At 70.6% G+C, this 15303-nt stretch carries 16 protein-coding genes; 15 read left to right on the top strand and 1 reads right to left on the bottom strand.

Going from position 1 to position 15303, the window contains the following annotated elements; genetic code table 11:
- The 3 genes from B7767_RS42780 to nusB form a co-directional block, all read left to right on the top strand.
- Positions 1-859: aminopeptidase P family protein (locus B7767_RS42780; protein ID WP_085576498.1), on the top strand; the 859-nt coding region annotated here is incomplete at its 5' end.
- A gap of 70 nt (positions 860-929) precedes the next feature.
- Entirely contained in the window at positions 930-1496 is a 567-nt protein-coding gene (efp, locus tag B7767_RS42775) for an elongation factor P (protein WP_006131211.1), read from the top strand.
- A 2-nt stretch (positions 1497-1498) separates the two neighbouring features.
- Complete coding sequence (gene nusB / locus B7767_RS42770) at positions 1499-1930, top strand: transcription antitermination factor NusB (RefSeq protein WP_085576497.1); 432 nt, start codon at positions 1499-1501, stop codon at positions 1928-1930.
- 199 nt (positions 1931-2129) lie between these two features.
- Here the strand turns inward: nusB and bldD are convergent, their stop codons facing one another.
- Positions 2130-2633, bottom strand: coding sequence for a transcriptional regulator BldD (bldD, locus tag B7767_RS42765; protein WP_018570201.1), 504 nt, complete (start codon positions 2631-2633; stop codon positions 2130-2132).
- A gap of 264 nt (positions 2634-2897) precedes the next feature.
- Here bldD and pyrR point away from each other — a divergent pair, with 264 nt between their 5' ends.
- From pyrR to coaBC, 12 genes are all read left to right on the top strand, one after another.
- A complete protein-coding gene (pyrR, locus tag B7767_RS42760; RefSeq protein WP_073933789.1) occupies positions 2898-3473 on the top strand; it encodes a bifunctional pyr operon transcriptional regulator/uracil phosphoribosyltransferase PyrR in 576 nt (191 codons plus the stop codon).
- A gap of 103 nt (positions 3474-3576) precedes the next feature.
- A complete protein-coding gene (locus B7767_RS42755) occupies positions 3577-4608 on the top strand; it encodes an aspartate carbamoyltransferase catalytic subunit (RefSeq protein WP_085576496.1) in 1032 nt (343 codons plus the stop codon).
- 5 nt (positions 4609-4613) lie between these two features.
- A complete protein-coding gene (locus B7767_RS42750; RefSeq protein WP_085576495.1) occupies positions 4614-5900 on the top strand; it encodes a dihydroorotase in 1287 nt (428 codons plus the stop codon).
- On the top strand, positions 5897-6457 hold the full coding sequence (locus B7767_RS42745; protein ID WP_085576494.1) for a hypothetical protein: 561 nt from the start codon (positions 5897-5899) through the stop codon (positions 6455-6457). The genes B7767_RS42750 and B7767_RS42745 overlap by 4 nt, the downstream gene beginning before the upstream one ends.
- The gene (gene carA / locus B7767_RS42740) at positions 6454-7596 is read left to right on the top strand and encodes a glutamine-hydrolyzing carbamoyl-phosphate synthase small subunit (RefSeq protein ID WP_085576493.1); all 1143 of its coding nucleotides are present in this window, start codon (positions 6454-6456) and stop codon (positions 7594-7596) included. Before B7767_RS42745 ends, carA begins: the two co-directional genes overlap by 4 nt.
- Positions 7589-10897: a carbamoyl-phosphate synthase large subunit gene (carB, locus tag B7767_RS42735; protein ID WP_085576492.1), complete on the top strand. Its 3309-nt coding sequence runs from the start codon at positions 7589-7591 to the stop codon at positions 10895-10897. Before carA ends, carB begins: the two co-directional genes overlap by 8 nt.
- Positions 10898-10948: 51 nt before the next feature.
- Complete coding sequence (locus tag B7767_RS42730) at positions 10949-12055, top strand: quinone-dependent dihydroorotate dehydrogenase (RefSeq protein WP_085576491.1); 1107 nt, start codon at positions 10949-10951, stop codon at positions 12053-12055.
- On the top strand, positions 12052-12897 hold the full coding sequence (pyrF, locus tag B7767_RS42725) for an orotidine-5'-phosphate decarboxylase (RefSeq protein ID WP_085576490.1): 846 nt from the start codon (positions 12052-12054) through the stop codon (positions 12895-12897). The genes B7767_RS42730 and pyrF overlap by 4 nt, the downstream gene beginning before the upstream one ends.
- A gap of 256 nt (positions 12898-13153) precedes the next feature.
- Positions 13154-13477 (top strand): integration host factor, encoded by a 324-nt coding sequence (locus B7767_RS42720; RefSeq protein WP_003977346.1) that lies wholly within the window; start codon positions 13154-13156, stop codon positions 13475-13477.
- 60 nt (positions 13478-13537) lie between these two features.
- The gene (gmk, locus tag B7767_RS42715) at positions 13538-14095 is read left to right on the top strand and encodes a guanylate kinase (protein ID WP_085576489.1); all 558 of its coding nucleotides are present in this window, start codon (positions 13538-13540) and stop codon (positions 14093-14095) included.
- Positions 14096-14157: 62 nt separating this feature from the next.
- Entirely contained in the window at positions 14158-14430 is a 273-nt protein-coding gene (gene rpoZ, locus B7767_RS42710) for a DNA-directed RNA polymerase subunit omega (protein WP_004933985.1), read from the top strand.
- A gap of 120 nt (positions 14431-14550) precedes the next feature.
- Positions 14551-15303: bifunctional phosphopantothenoylcysteine decarboxylase/phosphopantothenate--cysteine ligase CoaBC (coaBC, locus tag B7767_RS42705; RefSeq protein ID WP_107486655.1), on the top strand; the 753-nt coding region annotated here is incomplete at its 3' end.

The raw sequence follows: 15303 nt of genomic DNA, 5'->3' as shown, positions 1-15303 counted from the left end.
TGACGCCGCCGTCGCAGCCGCCGACCTCGCCGTCGGCCAGGGCGTCGACTCCCTCGCCGTCGAGGAACACCACCTCACCGTGACCCGCCACCACGCGATCCGAGACGCCGCCCCCCGCCTCCGCCTCGCCGGCATCGGCTGCGCCGTCGAACAGCTCCGCATCGTCAAGGACGAGGAAGAGATCTCCTGCCTCCGCATCGGCGCGGAGATCACCGACCAGGCCCTCGGCGAACTCCTGGAGTCCATCCTCGTAGGCCGCACCGAACGCCACCTCGCCCTCGAACTCGAGCGCCGCCTGGTCGACCACGGCGCCGACGGCCCCGCCTTCCCCACCTCCGTCGCCACCGGCCCGAACGCCGGCCGCCCCGGGCACCGTCCCACCGACCGCCGTGTCGAGGAGGGCGACTTCCTCTCCGTCTGCCTCGGCGCCACCTACCGCGGCTACCGCTGCGAGATCGGCCGTACGTTCGTCATCGGCACGGCCCCCGCGGACTGGCAGATCGAGCTCTACGACCTCGTCTTCTCCGCGCAGAGGGCCGGACGCGAGTCCCTCGTCCCCGGCGCGGCCTGCCGCGACGTGGACCGGGCCGCCCGCCAGGTGCTGGACTCCGCCGGGTACGCCGAGGCCCTCCCCGTACTCACCGGCCACGGCGTCGGACTCGAAATCGACGAGGACCCTCAATTGACCCCCGCGGCCATGGGTAAACTGGACGCTTGTGTGCCGGTCACCGTCGAACCGGGGGTCCACCTCCCGGGCCGGGGCGGGGTCCGGATCGATGACACGCTCGTCGTGCGCCCCGAGGCGGACGGCGGACCCGAGCTACTCACCATCACGACCAAGGAGCTGCTCGCGCTCTAGCCCCGCGCTGGGCGCAGGCGCAGGCCCCGGCCGTCGTCCACGTCAGTCCAGTCCAGGAGATTCCGCAACCGTGGCTTCCACGAACGACCTCAAGAACGGCATGGTGCTCAAGCTCGAAGGCGGCCAGCTCTGGTCCGTCGTCGAGTTCCAGCACGTCAAGCCCGGCAAGGGCCCGGCCTTCGTGCGCACCAAGCTCAAGAACGTGCTCTCCGGCAAGGTCGTCGACAAGACCTTCAACGCCGGCGTCAAGGTCGAAACGGCCACCGTCGACAAGCGCGACATGCAGTTCTCCTACATGGACGGCGACTACTTCGTCTTCATGGACATGGAGACCTACGACCAGCTCATGGTCGACCGCAAGGCCGTCGGCGACGCCGCCAACTTCCTCGTCGAGGGCTTCACCGCCACCGTCGCGCAGCACGAGGGCGAGGTGCTCTTCGTCGAGCTCCCGGCCGCCGTCGAGCTGACGATCCAGGAGACCGAGCCGGGCGTCCAGGGCGACCGCTCCACCGGCGGCACCAAGCCGGCCACGCTGGAGACCGGTCACCAGATCCAGGTCCCGCTCTTCATCACCACCGGTGAGAAGATCAAGGTCGACACCCGCACCAGCGACTACCTCGGCCGGGTGAACAGCTAACCGTGGCTGCCCGCAACACGGCCCGCAAACGCGCCTTCCAGATCATCTTCGAGGGAGACCAGCGCGGCGCCGAGGTCCTGACCGTCCTCGCCGACTGGGTCCGGCACGCCCGGTCCGACACCCGGCAGCCGCCGGTGAGCGAGTACACGATGCAGCTCGTCGAGGGCTACGCGGAGCACGCGAAGCGCATCGACGAGCTGATCTCCCAGTACTCGGTCGGCTGGACGATCGACCGGATGCCGGTCGTCGACCGCAGCATTCTCCGTCTCGGCGCGTACGAGCTGATCTGGGTCGACGAGACGCCGGACGCGGTCGTGCTCGACGAGATGGTGCAGTTGGCGAAGGAGTTCTCGACGGACGAGTCGCCTTCGTTCGTGAACGGGCTCCTGGGCCGGCTCAAGGAGCTGAAGCCGTCGCTTCGCCGCGAGGCGTAGGTGGTCCGGCGCTCTCGCGCCGGTGCGCCGTAGGGGCGCGGCAACGCGGCGGCTGCGCGTCGTCTTCGGCTGATCGCGCGGTTCCCCGCGCCCCTTCGGGGGCGCTGCCCCACGCGCGTACGACAAAGCCGCCGGGGTGGCCCGAACCCATGAGGTTCGGGCCACCCCGGCGGTACGTTTCTGCGTGCCCGCGGAGCGGTTACGCCTCCTCGTGGGAGGCCACCGCGCGACGCGCGTCCGCGTCCAGGACGCCCCAGCTGATCAGCTGCTCGGTGAGGACCGAGGGCGACTGGTCGTAGATGACGGCGAGGGTGCGCAGGTCGTCCTGGCGGATCGAGAGCACCTTGCCGTTGTAGTCACCGCGCTGCGACTGGATCGTCGCCGCGTAGCGCTGCAGCGGGCCCGCCTTCTCGGCCGGCACCGTGGCCAGCCGCTCCAGGTCCAGGACCAGCTTCGGCGGCGGCTCGGCGGCGCCGCCCGGGGTCGTACCCGGCAGCAGCTCCTGTACCGGGACGCCGTAGAAGTCCGCCAGCTCCGCGAGGCGCTGCACGGTCACGGCGCGGTCGCCGCGCTCGTACGAACCGACCACGACCGCCTTCCAGCGGCCCTGGGACTTCTCCTCGACACCGTGGAGGGAAAGGCCCTGCTGGGTGCGGATCGCCCGGAGCTTGGCCCCGAGCTGTTTGGCGTATTCGCTGGACATATAGCTCCCCGGCACTGTGTCGACGCGGCTCTGGCTGGTTTCCATGCCGCGCGGCTGGTAACTCACTGTGAGGTTACGCAGCGTTACTCTCGTGCGTCAAGCCGAATGGTCCACACCGACTCTTCCGTGGTAGCGAAGATCGGTTACGCCATTGGGGTGATCCGGGGTGTCGTTCCGCACGGATCCCGACCTGATAGCCTGAGCGACGCAATCCGACGTCCTTTAAAGTCCGTCCCGTGAGGCGGAGAAGGAGGTCCGTTTCACATGGACAAGCAGAACACGCAGGACACGCAGTCCGATGCGCGGCCCGTTCTCGAAGGCCCCGACATCGCCCGGGTGCTGACCCGCATCGCCCACGAGATCGTCGAACGCGCCAAGGGCGCCGACGACGTGGTGCTCCTCGGCATCCCGACCCGAGGCGTCTTCCTCGCCCAGCGGCTCGCCGCCAAGCTCGAGCAGATCACCGAGCGCAAGGTCCCGGTCGGCTCGCTGGACATCACCATGTACCGCGACGACCTGCGCATGCACCCGCCGCGTGCGCTGGCCCGCACCGAGATCCCCGGTGACGGCATCGACGGCCGGCTGGTCGTCCTCGTCGACGACGTGCTCTTCTCCGGCCGCACCATCCGCGCCGCCCTCGACGCGCTGAACGACATCGGGCGCCCCCGCGCGGTGCAGCTCGCCGTCCTCGTCGACCGCGGCCACCGCGAACTGCCCATCCGCGCCGACTACGTCGGCAAGAACCTCCCCACGTCGCTGCGGGAGACGGTCAAGGTGCTGCTCGCCGAGGAGGACGGTCGCGACACCGTGCTGCTCGGCGCCAAGCAGACCGCCCAGTAGCACCGCGGAGCGCACGCCGACCGCGTGCGCCGGCCCGGCACGCCCACGCGCGTACCCGTCTGCCCGATTTCGCCTCATCGAACTGCCTTACGGAGCCTGACAGATGCAGCGTCATCTCATCTCGGCCGCCGACCTCACCCGCGACGACGCCGTCCTGATCCTCGACACCGCCGAGGAGATGGCCCGGGTCGCCGACCGGCCGATCAAGAAACTCCCGACCCTGCGCGGCCGGACCGTGGTCAACCTCTTCTTCGAGGACTCCACCCGCACCCGGATCTCCTTCGAGGCCGCCGAGAAGCGGCTCTCCGCGGACGTCATCAACTTCACCGCCAAGGGCTCCAGCGTCTCCAAGGGCGAGTCCCTGAAGGACACCGCCCAGACCCTGGAGGCCATGGGCGTCGACGCCGTGGTCATCCGGCACGGCGCCTCCGGGGCCCCGTACCGCCTGGCCACCTCCGGCTGGATCGACGCGCACGTCATCAACGCGGGCGACGGCACCCACCAGCACCCCACCCAGGCCCTGCTGGACGCCTTCACCATGCGGCGCCGGCTGGTCGGCCGGGACGCCGGACTCGGACAGGACCTCTCCGGCCGGCGCATCACGATCGTCGGCGACGTCCTGCACAGCAGGGTCGCCCGCTCCAACGTCGACCTGCTGCACACGCTCGGCGCCGAGGTCACCCTCGTCGCCCCGCCGACCCTGCTGCCGGTCGGCGTCGACACCTGGCCCTGCGAGGTGTCGTACGACCTCGACTCGACGCTGACCAAGTCCGACGCGGTCATGATGCTGCGCGTCCAGCGGGAGCGGATGAACGCCGCGTTCTTCCCCACCGAACGGGAGTACTCGCGCCGCTACGGCCTCGACGGCGACCGCATGGCGCGGATGCCCGAGCACGCCATCGTGATGCACCCCGGCCCGATGGTCCGCGGCATGGAGATCACCGCCGACGTCGCCGACTCCGACCGCTGCACCGTGATCGAACAGGTCACCAACGGCGTCTCCATCCGGATGGCCGTCCTCTACCTGCTCCTGGGCGGCAACGAACCCGCCGTCGCCCACCCGTCGCCCACCACCGCCCTTACAACGAGGCGCTTCGCGCCCACCGCCGAACTCCGCACCACCGAGGAGAAGTAAGAACCATGAGCAAGACCCTGATCCGTGGTGCGAAGGTGCTCGGCGGCGAGCCGCAGGACGTCCTGATCGACGGTGAAACGATCACCCAGGTCGGCACCGGGCTCTCCGCCGAGGGCGCGGAGGTCGTCGAGGCCGCCGGCAAGATCCTCCTGCCCGGCCTGGTCGACCTGCACACCCACCTCCGCGAGCCCGGCCGCGAGGACTCCGAGACCGTCCTGACCGGCACCCGCGCGGCGGCGAGCGGCGGCTACACCAGCGTCTTCGCCATGGCCAACACCTTCCCCGTGGCCGACACCGCCGGCGTCGTCGAGCAGGTCTGGCGGCTCGGCCAGGAGTCCGGCTACTGCGACGTGCAGCCCATCGGCGCCGTCACCGTCGGCCTGGAGGGGCAGAAGCTCGCCGAGCTGGGCGCCATGCACGAGTCCGCGGCCGGCGTCACCGTCTTCTCCGACGACGGCAAGTGCGTCCACGACGCCGTGATCATGCGCCGCGCCCTGGAGTACGTGAAGGCCTTCGGCGGCGTCGTCGCCCAGCACGCGCAGGAGCCCCGCCTCACCGAGGGCGCCGAGATGAACGAGGGCGTCGTCTCCGCCGAGCTCGGCCTCGGGGGCTGGCCGGCCGTCGCCGAGGAGTCGATCATCGCGCGGGACGTGCTGCTCGCCGAGCACGTCGGCTCCCGCGTCCACATCTGCCACCTGTCGACGGCGGGCAGCGTCGAGATCGTCCGCTGGGCCAAGTCCCGCGGCATCCGCGTCACCGCCGAGGTCACCCCGCACCACCTCCTCCTCACCGACGAGCTGGTCCGGTCGTACAACCCGGTCTACAAGGTCAACCCGCCGCTGCGCACCGAGCGCGACGTCATGGCCCTGCGCGAGGCGCTCGCCGACGGCACGATCGACATCGTCGCCACCGACCACGCCCCGCACCCGCACGAGGACAAGGACTGCGAGTGGGCCGCCGCCGCCATGGGCATGGTCGGCCTGGAGACCGCGTTGTCGGTGGTGCAGGAGACCATGGTCGACACGGGTCTGCTGGACTGGGCCGGCGTCGCAGACCGCATGTCCTTCACGCCCGCGCGCATCGGACGGGCCGAGGGCCACGGCCGTCCCGTCTCGGCAGGTGAGCCCGCCAACCTCACCCTCGTCGACTCGGCATACCGTGGCCCTGTGGACCCCGCGGGCTTCGCCTCGCGCAGCCGCAACACCCCGTACGAGGGCCGCGAGCTGCCGGGCCGTGTCACGCACACCTGGCTCCGGGGCAAGGCCACGCTCGTCGACGGGAAGCTCACGTGACACCTGTACTCCTGCTGGCCGCCGAGAAGGAATCGGCGGAAGTGACCGACTGGGCCGCCCGGATCGGCTGGGTCGTCGGACTCGCCCTCTTCGTGGCGCTCGTCTACTGGCTGATGCGCGAGGGCTGGAAGTGGCGGGGCACGCTCCAGGGCGACCTGCCGGAGCTGCACAGCGCGCCGGACGACCCCGGCCCGGCGAAACTGACGATGAGCGGCCGCTACCACGGCTCCACCACCGCCGGTCAGTGGCTCGACCGCATCGTGGCGCACGGCCTGGGCACCCGCAGCCGGGCCGAGCTCACGCTGACGGACGCCGGACTGGACGTCGTACGCCCCGGGGCGAACGACTTCTTCGTCCCGGCCCAGGCGCTGCGCGGGGCCCGGCTCGACAAGGGCATCGCCGGCAAGGTCCTCACCGAGGGCGGCCTGCTGATCGTGACCTGGGCGCACGGCGAGCGGCAGATCGACTCCGGCTTCCGCTCCGACCACGCGGCCGAGCACAACGAATGGGCCGAGGCCCTGAACCAGATGATCAACAAGACGGAAGGCGCACGATGACAACCTCCACCAGGGGAACCACCAAGGTTCCCGCCGTGCTCGTCCTGGAGGACGGCCGGATCTTCCGCGGCCGTGCCTACGGGGCGGTGGGGGAGACCTTCGGCGAAGCGGTGTTCTCCACCGGCATGACCGGCTACCAGGAGACCCTCACCGACCCGTCGTACCACCGCCAGGTCGTGGTGATGACCGCCCCGCACGTCGGCAACACCGGCGTCAACGACGAGGACGCCGAGTCGAAGCGGATCTGGGTCTCCGGCTACGTCGTGCGCGACCCCGCGCGTACGCCCTCCAACTGGCGCTCCCGGCGCTCGCTGGACGAGGAGCTCGCCGCGCAGGGCGTCGTCGGCGTCAGCGGCATCGACACCCGCGCGCTCACCCGCCACCTGCGCGAGCGCGGCGCCATGCGCGTCGGCATCTTCAGCGGCGACGCCGTCCGCGACGACGCGACGCTGCTGGCCCGCGTCCAGGAGGCGCCCCAGATGAAGGGCGCCGACCTGTCCGCCGAGGTCGCCACCACCGAGCCGTACGTCGTCCCCGCGATCGGCGACAAGAAGTTCACGGTCGCCGCCGTCGACCTCGGCATCAAGGGCATGACCCCGCAGCGCATGGCCGAGCGCGGCATCGAGGTGCACGTCCTGCCGGCCACCGCGACCGTGGACGACGTCTACGCCGTGAACCCGGACGGCGTGTTCTTCTCCAACGGCCCCGGCGACCCGGCCACCGCCGACCACCCCGTCTCCGTGATGCGGGGCGTCCTGGAGCGCGGCACCCCGCTCTTCGGCATCTGCTTCGGCAACCAGATCCTGGGCCGCGCGCTCGGCTTCGGCACCTTCAAGCTGAAGTACGGCCACCGCGGCATCAACCAGCCGGTGCAGGACCGTACGACCGGCAAGGTCGAGGTCACCGCGCACAACCACGGCTTCGCCGTCGACGCTCCGCTGGACGAGGTCTCCGAGACCCCGTTCGGCCGTGCCGAGGTGTCCCACGTCTGCCTGAACGACAACGTGGTGGAGGGCCTCCAGCTGCTCGACCGCCCGGCCTTCAGCGTCCAGTACCACCCCGAAGCGGCAGCGGGCCCGCACGACGCCGCCTACCTGTTCGACCGCTTCGTTTCCCTGATGGAGGGCCAGCGTGCCTAAGCGCACCGATATCCAGTCCGTCCTGGTCATCGGCTCCGGCCCGATCGTCATCGGTCAGGCCGCCGAGTTCGACTACTCCGGCACCCAGGCGTGCCGCGTCCTCAAGGCCGAGGGCCTGCGGGTCATTCTCGTCAACTCCAACCCGGCGACGATCATGACCGACCCGGAGATCGCCGACGCCACCTACGTCGAGCCGATCACCCCCGAGTTCGTCGAGAAGATCATCGCCAAGGAGCGGCCCGACGCGCTGCTGCCCACCCTGGGCGGCCAGACGGCCCTCAACACCGCCATCTCGCTGCACGACAACGGCGTCCTGGAGAAGTACGGCGTCGAGCTGATCGGCGCCAATGTCGAGGCCATCAACAAGGGCGAGGACCGCGACCTGTTCAAGGAGGTCGTCGAAGAGGTCCGCAAGAAGATCGGGCACGGCGAGTCCGCCCGCTCGGTCATCTGCCACTCCATGGACGACGTCCTCGCCGGTGTCGACACGCTCGGCGGCTACCCGGTCGTCGTCCGCCCGTCCTTCACCATGGGCGGCGCCGGCTCCGGCTTCGCCCACGACGAGGAGGAGCTGCGCCGCATCGCCGGCCAGGGCCTCACCCTCTCGCCGACCACCGAGGTGCTCCTGGAGGAGTCCATCCTCGGCTGGAAGGAGTACGAGCTGGAGCTGATGCGCGACAAGAACGACAACGTCGTGGTCGTCTGCTCCATCGAGAACTTCGACCCCATGGGCGTGCACACCGGCGACTCGATCACCGTCGCGCCCGCGATGACGCTGACCGACCGCGAGTACCAGGTGCTGCGCGACGTCGGCATCGCGATCATCCGCGAGGTCGGCGTCGACACCGGCGGCTGCAACATCCAGTTCGCGGTGAACCCGGTCGACGGCCGCGTCATCGTCATCGAGATGAACCCGCGCGTGTCGCGTTCGTCCGCGCTGGCCTCCAAGGCGACCGGCTTCCCCATCGCCAAGATCGCCGCCAAGCTCGCCGTCGGCTACACCCTCGACGAGATCCCGAACGACATCACCCAGGAGACCCCGGCCTCCTTCGAGCCGACGCTCGACTACGTGGTCGTGAAGGCCCCCCGGTTCGCCTTCGAGAAGTTCCCGAGCGCCGACTCCACCCTCACCACCACCATGAAGTCGGTCGGCGAGGCCATGGCCATCGGCCGCAACTTCACCGAGGCCTTCCAGAAGGCGCTGCGCTCGCTGGAGAAGAAGGGCAGCCAGTTCACCTTCGTCGGCGAGCCCGGCGACAAGGAGGAGCTGCTGCGCGAGGCGGTCCGCCCGACGGACGGCCGGATCAACGCGGTCATGGGAGCCATCCGCGCGGGCGCCACCCCCGAGGAGGTCTTCGACGCCACGAAGATCGACCCCTGGTTCGTCGACCAGCTCTTCCTCATCAAGGAGACCGCCGACGAGCTGGCCGCCGCCCCCGAGCTGACCGCCGACCTGCTCGCCGAGGCCAAGCGGCACGGCTTCTCCGACCAGCAGATCGCCGAGATCCGGGGCCTGCGCGAGGACGTCGTCCGCGAGGTGCGGCACGCGCTCGGCGTCCGTCCGGTCTACAAGACCGTCGACACCTGCGCCGCCGAGTTCGCCGCGAAGACGCCGTACTTCTACTCCTCCTACGACGAGGAGACCGAGGTCGCGCCCCGCGAGAAGCCCGCGGTGATCATCCTGGGCTCCGGCCCGAACCGCATCGGCCAGGGCATCGAGTTCGACTACTCCTGCGTCCACGCCTCCTTCGCGCTGTCGGACGCCGGGTACGAGACCGTGATGGTCAACTGCAACCCGGAGACCGTCTCCACCGACTACGACACCTCCGACCGGCTCTACTTCGAGCCGCTCACCCTGGAGGACGTCCTGGAGATCGTCCACGCCGAGCAGCAGGCCGGACCGGTCGCGGGCGTCGTCGTCCAGCTCGGCGGCCAGACCCCGCTCGGCCTGTCGCAGGCGCTGAAGGACAACGGCGTGCCGATCGTCGGCACCTCCCCGGAGGCCATCCACGCCGCCGAGGACCGCGGCGCCTTCGGCCGGGTCCTCAAGGAGGCCGGGCTGCCGGCCCCCAAGCACGGCACCGCCACCACCTTCGCCGAGGCCAAGGCCATCGCCGACGAGATCGGCTACCCGGTCCTCGTCCGCCCGTCCTACGTGCTCGGCGGACGCGGCATGGAGATCGTCTACGACGAGACCCGGCTGGAGTCCTACATCGCCGAGTCGACCGAGATCAGCCCCTCCCGGCCGGTGCTCGTCGACCGCTTCCTCGACGACGCCATAGAGATCGACGTGGACGCCCTGTACGACGGCGAGGAGCTGTACCTCGGCGGCGTCATGGAGCACATCGAGGAGGCCGGCATCCACTCCGGCGACTCGGCGTGCGCCCTGCCCCCGATCACGCTCGGCGGCTTCGACATCAAGCGGCTGCGCGCCTCCACCGAGGCCATCGCGCGCGGTGTCGGCGTGCGCGGTCTGATCAACATCCAGTTCGCGCTGGCCGGGGACATCCTCTACGTCCTGGAGGCCAACCCGCGCGCCTCGCGCACCGTCCCCTTCACCTCGAAGGCGACCGCGGTGCCGCTGGCGAAGGCCGCCGCGCGGATCTCGCTGGGCGCGACCGTCGCCGAGCTGCGCGCCGAGGGCCTGCTCCCGGCGAACGGCGACGGCGGCGAACTGCCGCTGGACGCGCCGATCTCCGTCAAGGAGGCCGTGATGCCGTGGTCCCGCTTCCGGGACATCCACGGCCGCGGCGTCGACACCGTCCTCGGCCCGGAGATGCGCTCCACCGGCGAGGTCATGGGCATCGACTCCGTCTTCGGCACGGCGTACGCCAAGTCGCAGGCGGGCGCGTACGGCCCGCTGCCGACCAAGGGACGCGCGTTCATCTCGGTCGCCAACCGCGACAAGCGCTCGATGATCTTCCCGGCCCGCGAGCTGGTCGCCCACGGCTTCGAGCTGATGGCCACCTCCGGCACCGCCGAGGTCCTCAGGCGCAACGGCATCAACGCCACGGTCGTGCGCAAGCAGTCCGAGGGCACCGGCCCGAACGGCGAGAAGACCATCGTCCAGCTCATCCACGACGGCGAGGTCGACCTCATCGTCAACACCCCGTACGGCACCGGCGGCCGCCTCGACGGCTACGACATCCGCACGGCGGCGGTGGCCCGGTCCGTGCCGTGCCTGACGACGGTCCAGGCGCTCGCCGCCGCGGTCCAGGGCATCGACGCGCTCAACCGCGGTGACGTGGGCGTCCGCTCGCTCCAGGAACACGCGGCACATCTGACCGCGGCCCGCGACTAGCAGCCCCCAGGGGGACACCGGAAACGGTGTCCCCCTCTTCATGAGGACACCATGTACAAGATTCTCTTCGCTCTGCTCTTCCAACGGATGGACCCTGAGCAGGCCCACCACCTGGCCTTCCGCTGGATCCGTCTCGTCGCGCGCGTCCCCGGCCTGCGCACCTTCGTCGCCGCCGTGCTCGCCCCCCGCCACAAGGAACTGCGCACCGAGGCCCTCGGGCTGCGTCTGCACAGCCCCTTCGGCCTCGCCGCCGGCTTCGACAAGAACGCCGTCGGGATCGACGGCATGGCGATGCTCGGCTTCGACCACGTCGAGATCGGCACGGTGACCGGGGAACCGCAGCCCGGCAACCCCAGGAAGAGGCTGTTCCGCCTCGTCGCCGACCGGGCCCTGATCAACCGCATGGGCTTCAACAACGAGGGCTCGCTCGCCGTCGCCGCGCGCCTGGCCTCCCGTACGCCCGTCTTCAGGACGGTCGTCGGCGTCAACATCGGCAAGACCAAGGTCGTACCGGAGGACGAGGCCGTCGCCGACTACGTGAAGTCCGCCGAGCGGCTCGCGCCGTACGCCGACTACCTGGTCGTCAACGTCTCCTCCCCGAACACGCCGGGACTGCGCGACCTGCAGGCCGTGGACCACCTGCGCCCGTTGCTCGCCGCCGTCCGGGAGGCCGCCGACCGCACGGTGCCCGCCCGCCGGGTGCCGCTGCTGGTGAAGATCGCCCCCGACCTCGCCGACGAGGACATCGACGCGGTCGCCGACCTCGCCGTGGAGCTCGGCCTGGACGGCATCATCGCCACCAACACCACCATCGCCCGCGAGGGACTCGGCCTGACCTCCTCGCCCGCCCTCGTCCAGGAGACCGGCGGCCTCTCCGGCGCCCCCCTCAAGGCACGCTCCCTGGAGGTGCTGCGCCGCCTCTACGCGCGCGTGGGCGACCGGATCACCCTGGTCGGCGTCGGCGGCATCGAGAACGCCGAGGACGCCTGGCAGCGCATCCTGGCCGGTGCCACGCTGGTCCAGGGGTACAGCGCGTTCATCTACGAAGGCCCCTTCTGGGGCCGCGCCATGCACAAGGGGCTCGCCGCGCGGCTGCGCACCAGCCCGTACGCCACGCTCGCCGACGCGGTGGGCGCCGACGTGAGGACGACGGTATGACCGGCCCGGAACCCTTCGGCGCGCGGCTGCGCCGCGCGATGGACGAGCGCGGCCCGCTGTGCGTGGGCATCGACCCGCACGCCTCCCTGCTCGCCGAGTGGGGCCTGGACGACGACGTGACGGGCCTGGAGCGGTTCAGCCGCACCGTCGTCGAGGCGGTCGCCGACCGGGTGGCCGTGCTGAAGCCGCAGAGCGCCTTCTTCGAGCGCTTCGGCTCGCGCGGTGTCGCAGTCCTGGAGCGGACGGTCCAGGAGGCGCGGGCGGCCGGCGCGCTGGTCGTCATGGACGCCAAGCGCGGCGACATCGGCTCCACCATGGCCGCCTACGCCGAGTCCTTCCTGCACAAGGACGCGCCCCTGTTCTCCGACGCGCTCACGGTCTCGCCGTACCTCGGCTACGGCTCGCTCAGCCCGGCCGTCGCGCTGGCCCGGGAGACCGGCACCGGGCTGTTCGTGCTGGCGCTGACGTCCAACCCGGAGGGCGGCGAGGTCCAGCACGCGGTCCGTGCCGACGGGCGCACCGTCGGGGCGACCGTGCTCGGGCACCTGGCCGTCGAGAACGCCGGCGAGGAACCGCTCGGGTCCTTCGGCGCGGTGGTCGGCGCGACGCTCGGCGACCTCTCCTCGTACGACCTGGACATGGGCGGTCCGATCCTCGCGCCCGGTATCGGCGCGCAGGGGGCCACGGCGGCCGATCTCCCGGCGGTCTTCGGCGGCGCGGTGCGCAACGTGGTGCCGAACGTCAGCCGGGGAGTGTTGCGCCACGGTCCCGACGCGGTCGCTCTGCGTGACGCCGCGGAGCGGTTCGCGGAGGAGATCAGGGCCGCCGTGGCGCCGGCCTGAACCGGCCGACGAGGGAATCCGTGGTCGCCGGACTCTGGATACATCCTCAAATCCAGGGGATTATGTCTTAAATGTCCGGCCTGGCGGAGGCTGACCAGGACTTTTCCGCAGTTCTCGCTGACTCCGGCGGAGTTGGCCGCTAGTCTCCGACGGAGAGTGAACGGGCGACGGTGTCGCTCGTGACTCCCCAGGTGTGGGGCGACTAGGTTCCTCACCGGTCCGTATCCGACAGTTCGACATCCGAGGTGACGTAGGCGTGGCTCTTCCGCCCCTTACCCCTGAACAGCGCGCAGCCGCGCTCGAAAAGGCCGCCGCGGCTCGCCGGGAGCGGGCCGAGGTCAAGAATCGACTCAAGCACTCCGGCGCCTCCCTTCACGAGGTCATCAAGCAGGGTCAGGAGAACGACGTCATCGGCAAGATGAAGGTCTCCGCCCTGCTGGAGTCCCTGCCGGGCGTGGGCAAGGTCCGCGCCAAGCAGATCATGGAGCGACTGGGCATCTCCGAGAGCCGCCGCGTGCGGGGTCTCGGGTCCAACCAGATCGCCTCCCTGGAGCGCGAGTTCGGCAGCACCGGTTCCTGAGTACGGGGCGGTCCGGGACCGGCGTCCCGTACATCCCGTGATTGCTGGAATAATCGCTGCATGACTGAACGTCCGCGGCTGACCGTGCTCTCCGGCCCCTCCGGGGTCGGCAAGAGCACGGTCGTCGCCCATATGCGCAAGGAACACCCCGAGGTCTGGCTCTCGGTGTCGGCGACGACCCGCAAGCCCCGCCCCGGGGAGCAGCACGGAGTCCACTACTTCTTCGTCACCGACGAGGAGATGGACAAGCTGATCGCCAACGGCGAGCTGCTGGAGTGGGCCGAGTTCGCGGGCAACCGCTACGGCACTCCCCGCGTGGCGGTGCTGGAGCACCTGGAGGCGGGTGTGCCCGTGCTGCTGGAGATCGACCTCCAGGGCGCGCGGCAGGTCCGCGAGTCCATGGCCGAGGGCCGGCTGGTGTTCCTGGCTCCTCCCTCCTGGGAGGAGCTCGTGCGCAGGCTCACGGGCCGGGGCACCGAGTCGCCCGAGGTCATCGAGCGCCGGCTGGAGGCCGCGAAGACCGAACTGGCCGCCGAGCCGGAGTTCGACATCACCCTGGTCAACACCTCCGTCGAGGACGTGGCCCGCGAGCTGCTAGCCTTGATGAACGTCGTGTGATCGTGAGCAGTCGTTCACCGGTCGCGCCGACTGAATCTTTCCCATCCATCGGAAGGTAGAGCGTGTCCTCTTCCATCTCCGCGCCCGAGGGCATCATCAACCCGCCGATCGACGAGCTCCTCGAGGCCACGGACTCGAAGTACAGCCTCGTGATCTACGCGGCCAAGCGGGCCCGCCAGATCAACGCGTACTACTCGCAGCTCGGTGAGGGCCTGCTCGAGTACGTCGGTCCCCTCGTCGACACCCACGTCCACGAGAAGCCGCTCTCGATCGCCCTGCGCGAGATCAACGCGGGGCTGCTGACCTCCGAGGCCGTCGAAGGCCCCGGTCAGTAATCGGTTGGTAAGTCGTATCAGCTGATTGCAGCTGACTTTTCCACAGGCCCGGCAGCACGTTGCCGGGCCTGTGGTGTCTCATGGGGGTGGTCGCACATTTCCGAGGTCCGGGGAGAGACGGTGGACAAGCCGAAGGTCGTTCTGGGGGTCAGCGGCGGCATCGCCGCGTACAAGGCCTGTGAGCTGCTCAGGCGGCTGACGGAGTCGGGACACGACGTCCGGGTCGTCCCCACCGCCTCCGCGCTGCACTTCGTCGGCGCCGCCACGTGGTCCGCGCTCTCCGGCAACCCGGTCTCCACCGAGGTCTGGGACGACGTCCACGAGGTGCCCCACGTCCGCATCGGGCAACACGCCGACCTGGTGGTCGTCGCCCCCGCCACCGCGGACATGCTGGCCAAGGCGGCCCACGGCCTGGCCGACGACCTCCTCACCAACACCCTGCTCACCGCCCGCTGCCCGGTGGTCTTCGCCCCCGCCATGCACACCGAGATGTGGGAGCACCCGGCCACCCAGGAGAACGTGGCCACCCTGCGCCGCCGCGGCGCCGTCGTCGTCGAACCGGCCGTCGGCCGTCTCACCGGCGCCGACACCGGCAAGGGCCGGCTGCCCGACCCGGGCGAGATCTTCGAGGTCTGCCGCCGGGTGCTGGCCCGCGGCGTCACCGAGCCCGACCTCGAGGGCCGGCACGTCGTCGTCAGCGCCGGAGGCACCCGCGAGCCCCTCGACCCCGTCCGCTTCCTCGGCAACCGCTCCTCCGGCAAGCAGGGCTACGCCCTCGCCCGCACCGCCGCAGCCCGCGGCGCCCGCGTCACACTGATCGCGGCCAACACCGCCCTGCCCGACCCGGCGGGCGTGGACCTCGTCCGGGTCGGG

Source organism: Streptomyces sp. 13-12-16 (assembly GCF_002114215.1).
Taxonomy (GTDB): domain Bacteria; phylum Actinomycetota; class Actinomycetes; order Streptomycetales; family Streptomycetaceae; genus Streptomyces.
Note: the sequence above shows the minus strand (reverse complement) of the source record. Positions and strands in the feature narration are given on the sequence as shown.